Source organism: Candidatus Limnocylindria bacterium (assembly GCA_036523395.1).
GTDB lineage: Bacteria > Chloroflexota > Limnocylindria > P2-11E > P2-11E > CF-39.
Genome location: DATDEH010000087.1, coordinates 1 through 15,826, shown reverse-complemented (window position 1 = coordinate 15,826; position 15,826 = coordinate 1). Strand labels below are relative to the sequence as shown.

Here is a 15,826-nt window from a genome sequence, read left to right as displayed (position 1 = left end):
TTCCACGAGCCGAAGTACACGACGTTCTTTCCGTTCTGCGTGAACCGCACGATCCCGTAGCTAAGGCCCTCGGTCGCTCTCGGCGCAGCGGCTTTGATCGTCTTGCGAAGCCTTTCGAGCGCAGCGCGCTGTTCCTTCGGCGCGGCTGCGATGTAGCCGTCGACCGTCTTTGGCGCGGCCTTCTTCGTCGCCGTCTTCGCGGTCGTTTTCTTCGCGGGCCTAGTCGGCATCAGCGTCCTCGCGCGTGCGGAACTGGGTACACGTCCACGCCTCGTCGAACGGAACGTTCGTCACTCCCATCAGCTCGTCGCTCTCCAGCGACGCCTGGATCACGTCGCGATCGAGATCTGTGCGCGACCGACCGCCTGCCGGATAGCAGACCCATAAGGCCGCATCGTCCTCGAGGGTCGCGAATCCACTCTGCAGTCGCTTGAGCTCGCCCTTATCACGCACGAACACGATCGCGACCTCAGAGGTCGTGTGGCTGCGGCGATCTGTGACGGTCACGCCTTCAGGAAGGGGCTGAAGCTTCTTGGCGTAGCCGATCGGTGCGTTCAGCAGCAGCACGCGTGCGCCGGGCTTGATGAGTAGCCTGTCCGCGAGAACTGCCGCCATGTCCGCACTGTAGCAATGGCATCAGCGATCGCGATCGAGGGCGACCAAGATCCTGCGCACGCGTTCGACGCGGCGGCTCGACCAGCCGGGTTCGCGCTCATGCGTGTCGAGTCCGGGTGCGGAGTTGACCTCCAAGACCGTGCATCGCTTCGGCGGTGCATCAGACGGCCGGCTCAGCACGAGATCGACGCTCGCCAGACGGAGGCCCATGTCGCGAACCACCTGGACCGCGTGCGCTCGGAGCTTCGGGTGCAGCACATCCGTCACGACCCGAACGTCACCGCCGACGCCGAGGTTGCCGCATGGCAGGAGCTCGACGCGTTGTCCCGCGTGGGGCACTGTTTTGAGCGTCTTGCCAGTGTGCGCGAGGTGCCTCTTGATGCGGAGATCGTCCGCGCGCAGCTCGGTCGGGTGCCCTGCTTCCCTCTGACGTCGCCGGCTCGCGGTGATCAACGTGCGGATGCTGGACTGTCCGTCACCGAGCACGTACGGCCGTGTCTTCTCGCTCGCCATCAGGACCTCGTCGTCGAGGACGACGATCGAGCAGTCGCTCCCGCGCGCGATCCGCTGCACGAGCAGCTTCCGGGAGGCCACAAAGACTTCGCGGGCCGCAGCGTAGAACTGCGCCCGCGTGTAGACCACCTTCACGTGCTGGTCGCTCGAGCTGTCGTTCGGTTTGAGGAGAACCGGCAACCCGAGGCGCTGCGCGTACGCGTAAGCGCTCGCGATGCTACGGGCGAGGCGCCGCCCCTCATCGGAGAAGGCGCGCCCAGTCGGGACCGTGTAGCCCAGGCGCTTGAGCACACGCGCGGTCGCGTCCTTATCGAGAGCGACCGCCGCCGCGCCGAGCGTGTTCAGGTCCCAGTGCAGTCGGTGGAAGTAGCGCACGCGACCTGACGCGAGAGTGATCCGGCCCGAGTTGCCCGCGCCCGGTATGACCTCCAGCTTGGCGCCCACGATGTCGCAGGCATCCCGCAAACGCCAGAGGAACGGCGTCTTCATTGCGCGGCCTAGGGTCCCCTGAAGCGCTCGAGCTGGCGGCGCTCGCGCTTGGTCGGGCGTCCGGCGCCGGGCTCACGCCTGGGCATCCGCGGCTGCCGCTTCACGACCGGCGCAGGCGGGCTGTGGTCGATCAAGTTCTTCGCCGCAACTGCCGCACCGACGCGCTTGTCGATGACGCCCGCGACCTCGAGGACCCGCGGGCGTTCGATGAATGCCTCGACGCGGTCGCCGACCTTCACCTGCGTCGACGCCTTCGCCGGCGCGCGATTCACGCGGACGTGGCCGCCGCGGCACGCGGTCGTCGCGGCCGAACGCGACTTGTACAGCCGGACGGCCCACAGCCAGACGTCGACCCGAGTCGTATCGATAGGGACCATCGTGCCAGCATGAGGTGAGAGATGGCAGAGAGGTTCGTTGGCCGCGTGGCGCTGGCGATCAACGCACCCAGAGCGAAGGTGTCATGAAGGCTCTGCTAGAAGGCACGTCAGTTGTGCCGATGCGCTGAGTGCGATAGCCGCCCGAAGGCTTAGGCTCGACACGACATCTGGTTCGACCAAAAGGGGGACGGTATGAACTTCAACAGCATTCTGATCGGCTCAGACGATCCCAAGCGGCTCGCTGACTACTACACCAAGCTCTTCGGCAAGCCGACCATGGACGACGGCGCCTATTTCGGATGGCAGCTCGGCGGCGGCTTCCTGACGATCGGTCCACACGACCAGGTCCACGGGAAGAACCGGGAGCCGGGCAGGATCATCTGGAACATCGAGACGCCCGACGTCGAGGCGGAGTTTGCCAAGCTCAAGGCGGCGGGTGCGACGGTGGTGAAAGAGCCATACGACCCGGCCGAGAGCAGCGGGATGCTCATCGGAACGTTCGCCGATCCGGACAATAACTACTTCCAGCTGATGAGCCCCATGGACGCTGCGGCAGTCGAGGCTATGCAGGAAGCCGCCGCCGCGAAGAAATAGATCGGAGGGGCCGCCCGACAAAGGCGGCCCCCTTCCGTTTCACTGCATCTCTACTTCTTCGCGTTCACTCATGTGCTCGCGCGTGAACATCACCTATGTGTGTTGTCGTTTCCCACTTCGGAAGGAAGGAGCCCGTATGGGTCTGGACCCTGAACTCGAATCGATCCGGCGTCGGCTGTTCCGCGACATCGACCGGGTCGCCGAATCACTCGACGGGCTCGACGACGAGCAGATCGCCTGGAGACCACTCCCGACGGGCAGCAGCCTCATCGTCCTGATCACGCACGTGGTCGGCTCGGCGCAGAACACCGTCGTGCAGCTCGTGGGAGAAGAGTCGCTCCGCGACCGCGATAGCGAGTTCCTCGCGCCGTGGACCGCGCAGTCGGCGCGCGGCGAGGTGGAAGCCGCGAAGGCTCGCATCACAGCGGCGCTCGAGCGCCTCGATGCCCGAACTCTCGACGCCGAACATGCCCCGCCGCGCGTGAGTAGCAGGCCGCTAACGGTGCCGGCGGTGTCGACGCAGTCGGCCGGAGCGAATACCTCTCGCGATTTCCTGCTGCAGACGATCGCGCATGCCGCCGAACACGCCGGACACGCGGAGCTCACGCGTGACCTCGTTCGTGCCGCTCTTCCGAAGCGGTCCTAGGACTGCAAAATAGATGACCATCATGAGTCAGCGCACCGGGACGCCAACGATTCGTTTTGACGCCACGCTGTACACGATCGACAAATCGACGATCTTGCGCTTGCCTGAGAAAGCGAGCGTGAGACTGCCGTCGCGTGGGCAGGTGGCGGTGCAAGGAACGATCAATGGCCATGAGTTCCAGACGGTGCTGGAACCAGACGGCAATTTCGGCCACTGGATGAGGATCGATCGAAAACTACAAAAGAGCGCTGCCTTAAGCGCGGGTGACAGCGCGACGCTCGAAATCGAGTCGGTCAAAGACTGGCCGGAGCCGAGCGTGCCGCAGGATCTCAAGGCAGCTCTGGCTGGTGCCCCCCAGAAGATCCAAGACATATGGAGAGAGATCACGCCAATGGCGCGCTGGGAATGGGTTCGCTGGGTCAATGCGACCCCAAATCCTGATACGCGCAAGCGACGGGTCGAAGTGAGTATCTCGAAAATGCAAAGCGGGAAGCGACGGCCCTGCTGTTTCAACCTTGCCGCATGCACCGACCCGAACCTATCAAAGAACGGCAGGCTTACCGACCCAGATCTCTAGAGCGCGCTCACGTGTTCGTTGCCGGCACAGCATTTCGTCGTATCGACGCCCCAACTGCTGTCACAATTGCTGTCACTCCGCACCGCGTGCATCCCGCATCACGCGCAAACCGGCGTGTTTATTGCCTCGGAGGGGTGGCAGAGCGGTCGAATGCGGCGGTCTTGAAAACCGCTGAAGTCGCAAGGCTTCCGTGGGTTCGAATCCCACCCCCTCCGCAGGTGGCCGCGCGTCACGCCTCCGTCGATACGCTCGCGGTGCGCGACTGCTTCTTCTGCGGACGGACCACGTCGATCTCGTAGGCCTGCGCGAGAAGCGGCTTGATCTTCTCGAAGGTCGCCTCGCTCGGATTCAATACGCAGATCCAGTGCATCCGCCCGTACACCGGATGCGGCATCAGGGTGTCGAGCGCCGTGAAGTCCCAATCCGCCGGGCTCCCCTAGCCGAGCCCATGGTCCCCGGCGTGCCCTTTGGTGGGCTGCCCGAACATTCCCACCCATGCCTCCTTCCGGACGCCGATGTTGAGGCGATATACGCCGGGTCGGTCCAGGTCAGACGCGCTGTCGTTGAGGTCGTTCGTGACGAGCGTCGCGAACGGGTGCATGTGCTCGGGGTCGAAAGAGAAGAACGTCGTGCCGTCATTCACGAGGTGCTGGACGCGATCGAAGGCACCGATGATCCAGGCGGCGATCGATTCCTCGTTCATGAGCGCGCCTGAGTGCGCCGCGTAAGTGCTGCCTCGATCTCGTCGAGGTGCTCGCCGCGATGTTCGCCGCGACCCGCGAAGATCGGGCTGGTGGGATCGCGCGGCCAGAGCCGGTCCAGGGGCAGCTTCGCCACGAGCGCGTCCGTCTGCTCGGCGATCCGCAGGGCCAGCCGCGCGGCCTCCCGCGGCGCGATCGCGTGGATCAGCGGACGGGTCGAGTCGTTGAGCCAGTCGCCGTCGGGTTCGGCATCGCCCGGCGCCCACGGCTGGCCGCGATCGATCTTCTCGGCGAGGACCAGGACGCGGATGTCCCAGTACGCGATATGACCGAGCACGCCGGCGACGGTCCAGTACTCGTTCACCGGAGCGGTGAGCGCGTCGTCGTCGAGTCGCTCGATGAGCGCGCGCAGACGCTCGCGCTCGCGGGTGTTCGCGGCTATGTAGGAGCGGTCGTCAGCCATCGTCCTGCTGCCTCTCTTTCGGCGGCCAAGGGTATCCAAGAGGAACGATGGTTGTCCTCTTTACCAAACGTGCGCACAGCGCGTGGCAGAAGGTGCCGTGCCGTCTGAGCAGATACTCTGCCGCGCTCGGAGCGGACCGACGAGTGGGGAAGGGGTTCGTGTGGTCATGCTGGTTCCGCAGCGAGCAGAGATCCGCGTCTCCCTGTCCGGCGCGTTCGAGCTCAGCCGCAATGGGGAAAACATCGATCTCGCGACGCCGGCTCAACGCGTTCTAGCGTTCCTCGCGCTTCACGAACAACCGGTCCGCCGCAACCATGTCGCCGGTGCGCTCTGGCTCGACTCGAACGAGAGGCGATCCTGTGGGCGCGCTGGGTGGGCGATGCGACGCACGAGATCGACGACGACGACGTGCGGCATGCGTTGACCGGAGGTGAGCTTCTGGCCGACTGGTGTGACGAGTGGGTCCTTCTCGAGCGGGAGCGGCTGCGCCAGCTGCGCCTTCACGCCTTGGAGGTACTCACCCAGCGGCTTGTCACGGTCGGTCGGTACGCGGATGCAATGGAGGTCGCGCTGGCCGCCCTCCGGAGCGAGCCGCTCCGTGAAAGCGCCCACCGCGCTGTTATCTCGGTGCATCTTGCCGAGGGAAATCGCTCAGAGGCGCTCCGCCAGGTACCGCCACTACCGCGAGCTCCTTCGGGCCCAACTCGGCCTTGAGCCGTCCGCGCTCATGAAGGGGCTCGTCAACGCTCTTGATGTGCCGGTAAGGGCCGGTTGAGAGCCAGACCACGAAGGGGATGGGCGTGTGCGTCAACGCCGATGGGCAAGTGGAAGCTGAAGTATCCGGAGCAGCCGAACAGCGACATCTGCAACTGATGTAGTTTCCTCGCGCGGTGATAAAGACGCGTCTCACCGGGTTGCTGGGGATCGCGCATCCCATCGTGCTCGGCGGCATGTCCGGAGCGACGTCGGCCGAGCTCGTCGCAGCGGTCAGCAACGCTGGCGCGCTCGGTATTCATGGCGCTTCGCCGAACGTGGGTGGCGTCGCCGTCGAGAAGGATGAGATCCGGACCGCTGTAGAACGGATCCGTTCGCTCACCGACGCGCCATTCGGATTGAATCTCCTCCTGTTCGTGTGCTCCGACGCTGACATCGACACGATCCTTGCGCTGCGACCACGGGTCCTCGCGACGGCCTGGCCGAAGGCGGAAACGGATCTTCGCTCGGTCGCCCGGCGGGCGCACGCAGCTGGTGCGCTTTGGATGCATCAGGTCGACCGAGCTGATGAGGCGAGGCGCGGCGCGGAGGCCGGAGCGGACATCATCGTCGCTCAGGGGACCGAGGGCGGCGGCCACGTCGGACTGATGGCCACCTTTCCCCTGACACGGATCGTTGTGCGCGCGGTCGCGCCCATCCCCGTGCTCGCCGCCGGCGGGATCGCTGACGGCGAGGGTATCGCCGCGGCGCTCATGCTCGGCGCGGAAGGCGTGCTCCTCGGCACACGCTTCCTCGCGACGAACGAGTCGCCACTCCCCACCGGATACAAACAGGCCATCGTCGCGAGCGACGGACATGACACCGTGCTCAGCGAGATCCCCGACATCGCGTCGGGCCGGATCTGGCCGGGCGCGTACGCGCGAGTCCGCTCGAACGCGTTCATCAAGGAGTGGTCCGGTCGGGAGGGCGAGCTCCGGCGCCGACGTGACGAAGTGCGAAAGGGGCTGGCCACCGCGCGTGCAGCTGGCGACGCCGAACACGGCAGCCTGTTGATCGGGCAGGATGCGGGGCTGGTCGACTCGATCGAACCTGCCGGCGCGCTGGTCGCGCGTCTCGCCAAGGAAGCAGAGGGCGCCCTCGCGGGCGCGTCCCGTTACAGCATGGACGGGCGCACGGCGGCTCCGTAGAATCCGCCGCGGTACCCAAGCCGTCCGCTTCCTCCCGATTTGACGGCACAACACACACGCCGATGTGAGCGAATGCACTGAGGAGGTGCGTCCGCCAGCACACGCGCAGCATCAGCGGATCAAGGGAGGGAATTACATGACAGCACGTGCGGCCGCCGCGTCAGGCGGCCAGGACTGGATCGAGCGGCAATTCAAAGTCCGCGCGTCCGGGTCCACGATCGCCACGGAGATCCGAGGTGGCGTCACGAACTACCTCGTCATGTCCTACATCCTCGTCGTGAACGCCGTGATCCTTTCGAGCGCGGGCATTCCTTTTCCGGCAATCGTCGCGGCGACAGCGCTCATGGCCGCACTCTTCACAGCCGGTATGGCGCTTTACGCGAACTATCCATACGCCGGCGCAGCGGGTCTTGGGATCAACGCGGTCGTGGCATTCGGTCTGGTCAAGGGCGCCGGCCTCTCGTGGCAAGGCGCGATGGGCGTCGTCGCGCTCGAAGGTCTCGCGATCTGCATCGCGATGGCGCTCGGCGTCCGGCGCACGTTGCTCGATGCCGTGCCGGTCCCGATCAAGCTCAGCATCGGCGCCGGTATCGGCGCCTTCATCTTCGCGATCGGATTCTTCAACGGTGGACTCGCGATCGGGACGGGCAATCCGTCGGACCCGGTCGCACTCGGCAACCTGAACAGCGGCACCGCGATCGTCACCATCGGTGGCCTGCTGCTGACGGCGTTCTTGTACTCACGCAATGTCAAGGGCGCGCTGATCCTCGGGATCATCGGCGCCACTGTGATCGGCATCGTCGTCAACGCTGCCACCGCGGGAACCACATACGGTGGCCTCCCAGGTGTCGCTGTCATGCCTCAGACGCTGCTCGCCACGCCGGACTTCTCCACGATCGGCGCGGTCTTCACGAGCGGGGCGAACGGCTTCGCACTCCTCGAGGTGTTCAGGTTGGGCTTCTTCGTGGCAGTCCTCACCATCTTCGCGCTGATGCTGTCCGACTTCTTCGACACCGCCGGCACAGTCGTTTCCGTCGCTTCGCAGGGTGGCTGGCTCAAGAAGGATGGCACGATCGAGCGCGCCGACCGCGTCTTCTGGGTCGACTCCCTGGGCGCGCTGTTCGGCGGCATCTTCGGCACCTCGAGCAACACGACGTACATCGAGTCGGGCGCGGGCGTCGCCGAAGGCGCCAAGACCGGGCTCGCGAGCCTCGTGACCGCCGCGCTCTTCCTCGTGTCCGTCTTCCTCGCGCCGATCGCCGGCATCGTGCCGCCGCAGGCGACCGCGGGCGTCCTGATGCTCGTGGGTTGGTTCATGTTCAGGCCGATCCTTGACCTCAACAAGGTCGGGAACATCGACTTCGCGACCGGATTCGCCGCGCTGTTGACGATCTTCGTGATGCCTCTCACGTACTCGATCACGAACGGCGTCGGCGCCGGCTTCATCGCCTACTCGCTCCTTAAGGTCGCGAGCGGCAAGAGCAAGGACGTGAGCATGCCGCTCTGGGCCGCGACGATCGCGTTCGCCATCTACTTCGCGGACCCGTGGCTACGCCAGTTCCTTCCCAAGTGATCTAGACCGTCCGGCACCTTTCGGACAAACGCAGGAACTCGCCCAAGAAACGGACCGGGCCCGCGTCGGGCCCGGTCCGTTCGGATCTCGCGATCAGCGCGAAGAGGGCAGCGGCTTCCCGGTCTCGAGCAGCGTCTTAAGGCCCGAGACGATGAAGGGCAGTCCGCCGACGATGCTCCGCATCGTCGCGCAGTCGAGCGCGACCTCGTAGATGGAGACCGTCAGCTTGCACACCTTCCCGACAGGCTCGATCTCCCAGACCTCGCGGTGCACTGGATCGGCCGCGACGTCCGGCGCCCAGACGTATTTCTCATCGAGAACGAGCCGGCGCGGCGCCTCGGCTTCAACGACGATGCCCTCGATCTGGATCGAGCCGTCGCGCTGATCGATGTACGTCAGGCTCGCGCCCTTCGTGAAGTTCGACTTCACGCGACCGTTGTAGAAGAACTGCGACGTGAACTCCGGGTCGGTGATCGCGTCCCACACCTGCTCCGGCGTGGCGTTGATGAAGATCTGTTCGACATGGACGGGCTTCTCAGTCACGACGGCCTGCTCCAACACTTCTTTTCTCCTCTGCGTGACGTTTGATCGCCATGAGCGCCGTGGTGCGACGCTCCGCGTACTTGCCGATCCACCGATCGTGGATCTGTTTGATGGGCACCGGATTGAGGTAGCAGTGCTTCTCGCGACCGACGCGACGGGTGACGATGAGCCCGGCGTTCTCGAGCACGCCGAGATGCTTCATCACCCCGAACCGCGTCATGTCGTCCGCGAACGCGGCGGCGAGCTCGTTCACCGACTGCCCCTCGTTCGAGAAGAGCCGGTCGAGGATCCCCCGCCGTGTTGGGTCTGCGAGCGCCTGGAACACCTCATCCAATCTGGGCGAGACGATATGTGACCATTAGGTCACATGTCAAGCCGGGTGGAAGCGTGACCTTCGTCACACACCGGCAAACGCCCTGCCGCTACGCCGGGTGCTGGGGGAGGGAGCGCACGCCGCGGACAAGGCCGAAACACCCGCACAGCATCATCGCGCCGTGCGGCGCGGCGAAGTACCACCCGAGGGGCGCGGCCATCGCGCGGTTCGGCCCGGTGACGGCGACGAATGAGAACGGTCCGGCCGAGCGGTAGCGGTCGTCCAGCACGAGCGCGCCATGGCCGTCGTCATTGAAGACCTCGTCATGCGTGATCGTGCCGGTGACGAGTCGCGCGATGAGGCGGTCGAGCTTCTTGGTGTCCATCGATTCGGTGTGGTGCTCCATCACGCCGAACAGTTCCTCGCCGCGGACGAGAAGCCCGAGGGTGTGCTGGTTCCCGACGTTGACGATGCACGCGCCGAGCTGCGATGCCTGGCCGACGAGCTCGTCGTCGAGCGCGCCGAGCACGGCCGCGGGTCCAGTGTCGGCGACGATCGCGCCCGGAGCGTCAGCCTGTATGGCGCGCAGACGCGTCATGTAATCCGGCGGCTCGCGCCAGAAGTGATCCGCGAGCGTGCTGCCCGGCGTCAGCAGACGACGCCAGTGCTCGAAGCGGAAGAGGCGATTCGAGTGCTTCGGCGAAAAGCCGTGATCCTGTGCCGCGACCGCGACGGTCGGCGGCAGCGTGACGTCGTACGGCGCGAGCGCGCCCGCGAGGCGACCGAGGTCGAGGTCGCGCAGCTCGATCGGTACCGCACCGCGCGGAGCGCTGTCTGTGATCACGATGCCGCGGCCGCGCAGGATATCGAGGTCGTCGTGGACCGTTCCAGCGGCGCGCTCGGTCGCATAGACGCGGAGGCCGGCCTCGAGATGGCGCCACACGGCGTTCGTCGTGTGATACCCGCCCATAAGGTTGCCGTGGAGGAAGACATCGCGCCCGGCCTCGCGCGCGGCGGCGATCTTCCTCCCGGCGATCGCGGTCGCGGAGGGGAGCACGAGCTGGACGGCGTTCTCCATCGGCTGCGCGGGGTCGTAGAGAAGCACGTCCATCGTGCCCGCGCCGATGTCGATCGCCAGGATGCGATCGTCGGACATGAGGCGATGCTAGCGAGCAGGCCGGAACGCCTCGGCGCGCCGCACGTTGTTACCGATTGTGAGCACGCGTGCCCGCGCCATCGCGCCGATCGTTGCCGTCGTCGTGCTCGGTATCGCCTTTGGCGCGCTCGTGCTCGACAGCGCACGCACACCCGCAGGGCTGGCGCCAGAAGGCTCACCGCCGGGGGCCGAGGTGCGGCCGCACCAGTAGCGGTGGGCGCGCGAGGCGGTTTCGCAACCGCCGGCTAGCCAGCGAACGTAGTCACCTCGTGGGCGGATAGACTTGCCGCATCGATCTGACCTCCGGGGAGGTCGCATAGTTGGTCGAGTGCAGAGGTTTGCTAAACCTCCGAACCGGTATCTTCCGGTTCCGCGGGTTCGAATCCCGCCCTCCCCGCAAGACGGTGCCGAACGTTCTCTGGTGGTAAACGCTCACGAGTTAGCTTGGGCTGCGGGATTCTTTGACGGAGAAGGATCGGCCTGCTCCTCTCAACGTCGCGACCGGCCGAGTCGAGAACGCCAGATGGTGGTCTACCAAGCCGGGCGGGACGAGATTCCTGATGCGCTTGTGAGATTCAAACGAGCGGTTGGCGATCGCGGCAACATAACCGGTCCTTACCGAGATCGACTCTTCCATTGGTCGACAAAGAAGCACTCAGCTTTCGATGAGGTCATGACATTGCTGTGGCCGTGGTTAAGCGACGCGAAGCGAATTCAGCTTCAGCGATCCACCGAGGCATGTGGCAGGCTGATGCCACCCGAATGCTCGAGTTCATCGTCAACCGAACCAGACACGGAACTGGCCTGGGTCGCAGGTTTCTTTGACGGCGAGGGCTACGTCGGTGCAAACGGATCAGTGGGTAGGCGGACTCTCGAAATGTCCATTGCTCAGGCAGCGACGATATCGGTGCCGCCGACGCTGACCCGAGTCCGTCTGGCGCTTGGAGTTGGCAGCTTGTACGGGCCGCGCGTCTTGCAGAGCCCATGGTCGAAGCTGCCTCAATACGTGTGGCGCACAAGCGCGTTCGAAGAAGTGCAGTTCGCGACCGCGATGCTCTGGCGTTGGCTTAGTCCGGTAAAACGCGCGCAAGCCCGGGAAGCACTTCTGCGCTATCGGACGCTGGGTCGGGCCGCGTAGCGAAACGCGCTACCGAGCGGCGACCGCCGCCGCGATCGCGACAATCCCCACGGCGAGCGCACCGAGCGCGAGAGCGATCCCGAGTCGCAGGATCGCCAGAGAGTGAGCGCTCTTGCGCACAGCCTTTCCGACAAGCTTGCGCGCATGTTCCGCATCACCCTCATCGACGAAGACGGTCATCTGGCCACGCGCTGACACCTGTCCAGATCCGAAAAGCCCGCGATCGACGCGCGCCGTGATACCAGCAGCACGCAGCCGGGACGCAATGACCTCCGCCGTCGTCTCGTCGTTGGGGAACGCGATCGGAACTTCGGCCATTTCTGACCATCCTGCCATGCTAGCCGGTAGGGTCATATGGAATGCGCCGTATCGATCCATGGTTCGCCATCGGTCTGTTCGCGTTCTTCGTGCTGCTCTTCGTCGCGCTCTTCGGCGAACGCATCGCGCCTTACGAGACGATCTACATGGTCCTGAGTCGACCTCCGCTGCGGCCGCCGTACGCGCCCGGCGAGGTCTATCCCCTCGGTTCCGATGGCCTGGGCCGCGACCTCTTCAGCGTCGTGCTCGCCGGCGCGCGAGCGACCCTCGTCATCGCCACGGCGGCGGGCGTCGCGCGTGTCGCGTTCGGACTCGCCATCGCGATGGTCGCGAGCTGGTGGCGCCCGATGCGCACCGTGGCGGATTCGCTCGCCGAGATCGCGTCAGCTGTTCCCGCCACGCTCGTTGCTCTTCTCGTCGTCCTCGTCGTCGTACGCAGCGATCCACAGCTCTACACCTTCATCGGTGCGTTGCTGATCACCGGTTGGGCGGGTCCGTACCGGATCGCACGCGCCGAGCTCGACCGCCTCGCGCGTTCGCAGTTCAGCGAGAGCGCGCTCGCGCTCGGCGTGCGTCGTGCGCCGCTCTTCGCTCGGCACCATCTGCCGCATCTGGTCCCGATGCTCGCAGTTTCCACCGCGCAGCAGTCGGTCGCATCACTCGTCGCCGTGGCGGAGCTCGGCGTCCTCGGCTACACGGTCGGCGCGACCCGGCTCCTGTCGGGTCAGTTCACCTCGAGGATCCCAGAGTGGGGCGGCATCCTCGCGAATAGCCGCAGTCTTGAGAACCTGTGGACGACGCGGTGGGTCATCCTCGTTCCGGGCGTGGCGTTCGCCTTGGCGGCGATGGGTATCTCCGCGATCGGCCTCGGCATCGCTCGGCAATACCAGCGCCGGAACGCGCTCTACGACCTGCGCTCAAGAAGTGCCACGGCCATCCTGCTGCTGTGCACCGCCGGCGTCGTCGCCTTGCTGCTCGTCCCGGAGCGCTACGCCGAGGCACGCGAGTGGGCCGATGCGGCGCGCGCCCGCGTGACCATCGGAGCGCCGATAGAGCGCGTGTTCGCGGATAGCGGGCTGCGCCCGATCGGATCGAGCTACTTGGTTGAGCGGCAGATCAGCATGCTGGCGCAGACGGGGCCCGCCAGCATCAGCGTGCCGCGCGCCGGAGTTCTGAGCGAAGAGTCCGACGCCCCGACCGACTTCCTTCCCGTTCTGTACTTCGCATCGGGCGGCGGCGTGTTCGACGCACCGCTGGTCTTCGCCGGTTGGGGCATATCACCCTCTGATCATCCGGCAGTCGCGACCCAGATCTTCAGCGGGCCCAGCTTCGGCAAGGTCATCGAGGAGTGGCCCGACGATTACAAGACCGTCGACGTGCGCGGCAGCATCGCGGTCCTCTTCAAGACTCCGACCATCAGAACGGGGTCCCGCTTCTCGACCGTGACGCAGGACTTCGAGACTGCGGTGACGAACGCTCTGAAGCGCGGGGCTCGTGCGGTGCTTTACATCGACCCATTTCTGCCGACGATGCCGCAGACGACGACCAACGTGGGGAGGCTCAATCCCTACAAGCGTCTCGGCGAGTCCGCGCCGATCGAACGGGCCGACAGACCACCGGTGATCGTCCTGAGCCTGCGCGCGGCCGAGCGGATTCTGGGCCCTCTCGGCCTGTCGCCGACGGCGATCTGGGACGGGATGCAGCACAACGCAGTTGTCGGAGTGCCGGCGTCGACCCAGACCGGGATCGTGGAGAGCGATGACGCGATCTTCCAGCACACGCTCGCGCGCGACCTTGGTGTGACAGCGCACCTCGAGCTGCCCGTGGAGCGTGTGGCCGCGACGCCGCGGAGCCTCGTCGGCACGACCGGCGACGCGCCGCGCATCCTGGTGTGGGCCGTCACTCCGGGGACGCGTCGCAGCTCGCGTCCTGCCTTGGACGCGCTGGCGAGCACCATCCGGGCACTTGCGTACCGGACGGGCGAGGAAGTCGCGTTCGTCGTGTTCGATCGCACAGCCGACGCGCCCGGCAATGCTCGGCAGGTGGCCGAGCGTCTCGGCCGCACGAGTTGGGATCTCATCGTGGTACTCGATGATCTCGAAGGCGAAGCTCTCCGGTTCGATACGAACTCGTCGGATCTGATCCCAGCGTTCGACGAGTACGCGGAGCGCTCCGGTGCGCGCGCTCAGGTCACGCGCGGCCCCGCGGGCGACGACTTCATCTGGCCCGGGATCCAAGCGTTCCCGAGGTCGCGCTCGGTCGTCGTTCTCGGAAGCGGCGCCTCGGGTGACCTCCGCGCCGATGCCGCCGCGCTGCTCGGATACGTCGCCGGCCGTGACGCGCAGGGTGCGCCGGAGCTGCGCCGATGACCATCGCTGCCCGCGCCGCGCGCATCCCGGCAGTGGCGCTAGTGCTGTGGGCGATCTTCGCCGTGATCGTGCCGCGCGCCATGACGCAATACGCCGCGTATGACATGCGCTTGGGGCCAGGGTCGGGCTGTCGACCCGGTTTCACGCGGAGCTGCGGCGAGTCGCTCACGGTCCTTTACGAGCAGTCGCTGCCGGCCCTCATCGCGGAGGCGGCGCTGCGCAGCCTCGTGCTCCTCGTCGGCGCCGCGATGATCGCCCTCACGCTGGGAGTGTTTCTTGGTGTTCTCGCGGCGATCGTGCGGCGCCGCGCTCTCGCCAGCGGCGCGTTGCTGGCCGCGACGGGGCTCACCGCCGCGGTCCCCTCGTTCTTCGTCGCGTACTTCCTGCAGATCGCGGTGATCGTGTTCGGCGCGAACCCGACCACCGGCACTCGCTTTCTACCGGTGTATGGATTCGGCTACGACGAGCACATCGTCCTTCCGCTCCTGGCGGTCGCGGTCCCGGCGGTCGCGATCACGGCCCAGCTCACCGCGACACGCGTAAGTGACGTGATGGAGGCTGAGTTCGTCACCACGGCTAACGCGAAGGGTCTGTTCCAGAGCTGGATCGTGCGCGTTCACGTTCTGCCACATGCGCTGCCCGTGGTCTTTGAGGGTCTGGGTTCGGGCCTCCGCGTCTCGATCGCCAGCTTGCCGATCGTCGAGTACATCTTCAACTGGAACGGCATCGGCTATGTCGCGCTCCAATCCATCGCGAATCGCGACGCGGCGGCGCTCACTGCGAGTGCGCTCGTACTGGTCACATTCTTCGCGCTGCTGAGCTTCATCGCGGACATCGGCCGTCCGCGTTTCGCGTACCGCTGACGCGCTACAGGTCCAGCGTCCTCACCACCAGGCCGGCCGGGACCTTCGGATAGAAGTAGGTCGTCTTCTGCGGCATCTTCTCGCCAGCGTCCGCCACGCGCTGCAGGATCAGGGGGTCGACCGCGCGCAGCAGGATCGCGGTGCCGGCGGCGATCGCCCGCTCGGTGTCGTGCTCGTACGTGATCTCCGCGCTGGCCTCGCGCGCGGGCTTCACGAGGAATTCCTCCGCGAGCGCGACGGGCAGCGTCCGCCACGCGCCGGGAAGCCCTGACACGTCCGTGCCCGCGCGCAGCTCTAGAGCGCGGAACCTGCCGCCGTGCGCGACAACGATGCCGGGCTGTATGTCGCCGAGGGCGCCGCGGTCGATCTCGCTGACGTCGAACGACCGCGCGATCGCCGACTCGAGAGCTACCTCCGCTCCGCGCACGATGCGATGCGTCGCGAAGATGCTCAGGCCCGGATCGTCGAGCGCGCAGAGAAAGGCGAGCGTGTAGCGCTCGGGAGCGTTCGGACCGACGCCCCGGTACTCGGCGAGATAGTTGAGCGCGGTCTCGTACCGGTGATGCCCGTCCGCGATGTACACGCGCTTGTCTCGCAGCGTCGCCGAGATGCGCTCGACGGTCGCATCATCTTCGATGCGCTCGAGCCGGTGATGTTCAGGGCCGACGGTCGCCTCG

19 protein-coding genes, 2 tRNA genes and 1 pseudogene are annotated in these 15,826 nt (G+C 66.1%); 11 read left to right on the top strand and 11 right to left on the bottom strand.

What is annotated here, in order from left to right:
* The 4 genes from VI056_11635 to VI056_11620 all read right to left on the bottom strand — a co-directional run.
* A partial coding sequence (locus VI056_11635) for a hypothetical protein (GenBank protein HEY6203677.1) occupies window positions 1-230 on the bottom strand: 230 nt, incomplete at its 3' end.
* A complete protein-coding gene (locus VI056_11630; protein ID HEY6203676.1) occupies window positions 220-615 on the bottom strand; it encodes a hypothetical protein in 396 nt (131 codons plus the stop codon). The genes VI056_11635 and VI056_11630, both read right to left, overlap by 11 nt.
* A 21-nt stretch (window positions 616-636) precedes the next feature.
* Window positions 637-1,617: a hypothetical protein gene (locus tag VI056_11625; GenBank protein HEY6203675.1), complete on the bottom strand. Its 981-nt coding sequence runs from the start codon at window positions 1,615-1,617 to the stop codon at window positions 637-639.
* An 8-nt stretch (window positions 1,618-1,625) separates the two neighbouring features.
* On the bottom strand, window positions 1,626-1,994 hold the full coding sequence (locus VI056_11620) for an RNA-binding S4 domain-containing protein (GenBank protein HEY6203674.1): 369 nt from the start codon (window positions 1,992-1,994) through the stop codon (window positions 1,626-1,628).
* A gap of 192 nt (window positions 1,995-2,186) precedes the next feature.
* Between VI056_11620 and VI056_11615 the strand changes: the two genes are divergently transcribed.
* From VI056_11615 to VI056_11600, 4 genes are all read left to right on the top strand, one after another.
* On the top strand, window positions 2,187-2,588 hold the full coding sequence (locus tag VI056_11615; protein ID HEY6203673.1) for a VOC family protein: 402 nt from the start codon (window positions 2,187-2,189) through the stop codon (window positions 2,586-2,588).
* Window positions 2,589-2,724: 136 nt separating this feature from the next.
* On the top strand, window positions 2,725-3,234 hold the full coding sequence (locus VI056_11610; GenBank protein ID HEY6203672.1) for a DinB family protein: 510 nt from the start codon (window positions 2,725-2,727) through the stop codon (window positions 3,232-3,234).
* A gap of 22 nt (window positions 3,235-3,256) precedes the next feature.
* The gene (locus VI056_11605) at window positions 3,257-3,811 is read left to right on the top strand and encodes a YdeI/OmpD-associated family protein (protein ID HEY6203671.1); all 555 of its coding nucleotides are present in this window, start codon (window positions 3,257-3,259) and stop codon (window positions 3,809-3,811) included.
* A 128-nt stretch (window positions 3,812-3,939) separates the two neighbouring features.
* Window positions 3,940-4,026: transfer RNA gene (locus VI056_11600), tRNA-Ser, on the top strand.
* A 14-nt stretch (window positions 4,027-4,040) separates the two neighbouring features.
* Here the strand turns inward: VI056_11600 and VI056_11595 are convergent.
* Both VI056_11595 and VI056_11590 read right to left on the bottom strand, forming a co-directional pair.
* Window positions 4,041-4,514, bottom strand: a pseudogene (locus VI056_11595) (DUF6194 family protein).
* Window positions 4,511-4,975, bottom strand: coding sequence for a DinB family protein (locus tag VI056_11590; protein HEY6203670.1), 465 nt, complete (start codon window positions 4,973-4,975; stop codon window positions 4,511-4,513). Before VI056_11590 ends, VI056_11595 begins: the two are co-directional and overlap by 4 nt.
* A gap of 372 nt (window positions 4,976-5,347) precedes the next feature.
* Here VI056_11590 and VI056_11585 point away from each other — a divergent pair, with 372 nt between their 5' ends.
* The 3 genes from VI056_11585 to VI056_11575 all read left to right on the top strand — a co-directional run bounded on the left by VI056_11585 (window position 5,348) and on the right by VI056_11575 (window position 8,449).
* Window positions 5,348-5,689 carry a bacterial transcriptional activator domain-containing protein gene (locus VI056_11585; GenBank protein ID HEY6203669.1) on the top strand — a complete coding sequence of 114 codons (342 nt, stop codon included), beginning with the start codon at window positions 5,348-5,350 and terminating at the stop codon, window positions 5,687-5,689.
* Window positions 5,690-5,865: 176 nt separating this feature from the next.
* Entirely contained in the window at window positions 5,866-6,876 is a 1,011-nt protein-coding gene (locus VI056_11580; protein HEY6203668.1) for a nitronate monooxygenase, read from the top strand.
* Between the two features lie 136 nt (window positions 6,877-7,012).
* Window positions 7,013-8,449: an NCS2 family permease gene (locus VI056_11575; GenBank protein ID HEY6203667.1), complete on the top strand. Its 1,437-nt coding sequence runs from the start codon at window positions 7,013-7,015 to the stop codon at window positions 8,447-8,449.
* A gap of 93 nt (window positions 8,450-8,542) precedes the next feature.
* Here the strand turns inward: VI056_11575 and VI056_11570 are convergent, their stop codons facing one another.
* The 3 genes from VI056_11570 to VI056_11560 all read right to left on the bottom strand — a co-directional run bounded on the left by VI056_11570 (window position 8,543) and on the right by VI056_11560 (window position 10,461).
* Window positions 8,543-8,992 carry an SRPBCC domain-containing protein gene (locus tag VI056_11570; GenBank protein HEY6203666.1) on the bottom strand — a complete coding sequence of 150 codons (450 nt, stop codon included), beginning with the start codon at window positions 8,990-8,992 and terminating at the stop codon, window positions 8,543-8,545.
* Window positions 8,985-9,326 (bottom strand): metalloregulator ArsR/SmtB family transcription factor, encoded by a 342-nt coding sequence (locus VI056_11565; protein ID HEY6203665.1) that lies wholly within the window; start codon window positions 9,324-9,326, stop codon window positions 8,985-8,987. Before VI056_11565 ends, VI056_11570 begins: the two co-directional genes overlap by 8 nt.
* Before the next feature lie 88 nt (window positions 9,327-9,414).
* Window positions 9,415-10,461, bottom strand: coding sequence for a DUF1786 domain-containing protein (locus tag VI056_11560; protein HEY6203664.1), 1,047 nt, complete (start codon window positions 10,459-10,461; stop codon window positions 9,415-9,417).
* Between the two features lie 58 nt (window positions 10,462-10,519).
* Here VI056_11560 and VI056_11555 point away from each other — a divergent pair, with 58 nt between their 5' ends.
* Window positions 10,520-10,672: a hypothetical protein gene (locus VI056_11555; protein ID HEY6203663.1), complete on the top strand. Its 153-nt coding sequence runs from the start codon at window positions 10,520-10,522 to the stop codon at window positions 10,670-10,672.
* A 94-nt stretch (window positions 10,673-10,766) separates the two neighbouring features.
* Window positions 10,767-10,858: transfer RNA gene (locus tag VI056_11550), tRNA-Ser, on the top strand.
* Between the two features lie 750 nt (window positions 10,859-11,608).
* Here the strand turns inward: VI056_11550 and VI056_11545 are convergent.
* Complete coding sequence (locus tag VI056_11545; GenBank protein HEY6203662.1) at window positions 11,609-11,917, bottom strand: DUF2007 domain-containing protein; 309 nt, start codon at window positions 11,915-11,917, stop codon at window positions 11,609-11,611.
* A gap of 41 nt (window positions 11,918-11,958) precedes the next feature.
* On the opposite strand from VI056_11545, the gene VI056_11540 reads away from it, so the two are divergent.
* Both VI056_11540 and VI056_11535 read left to right on the top strand, forming a co-directional pair.
* Window positions 11,959-14,286 carry an ABC transporter permease subunit gene (locus tag VI056_11540; protein HEY6203661.1) on the top strand — a complete coding sequence of 776 codons (2,328 nt, stop codon included), beginning with the start codon at window positions 11,959-11,961 and terminating at the stop codon, window positions 14,284-14,286.
* A complete protein-coding gene (locus VI056_11535) occupies window positions 14,283-15,149 on the top strand; it encodes an ABC transporter permease (GenBank protein HEY6203660.1) in 867 nt (288 codons plus the stop codon). Before VI056_11540 ends, VI056_11535 begins: the two co-directional genes overlap by 4 nt.
* 4 nt (window positions 15,150-15,153) lie before the next feature.
* Here VI056_11535 and VI056_11530 read toward each other — a convergent pair.
* Window positions 15,154-15,826 (bottom strand): DUF1015 family protein (locus VI056_11530; GenBank protein ID HEY6203659.1); only part of this gene is annotated, 673 nt, incomplete at its 5' end.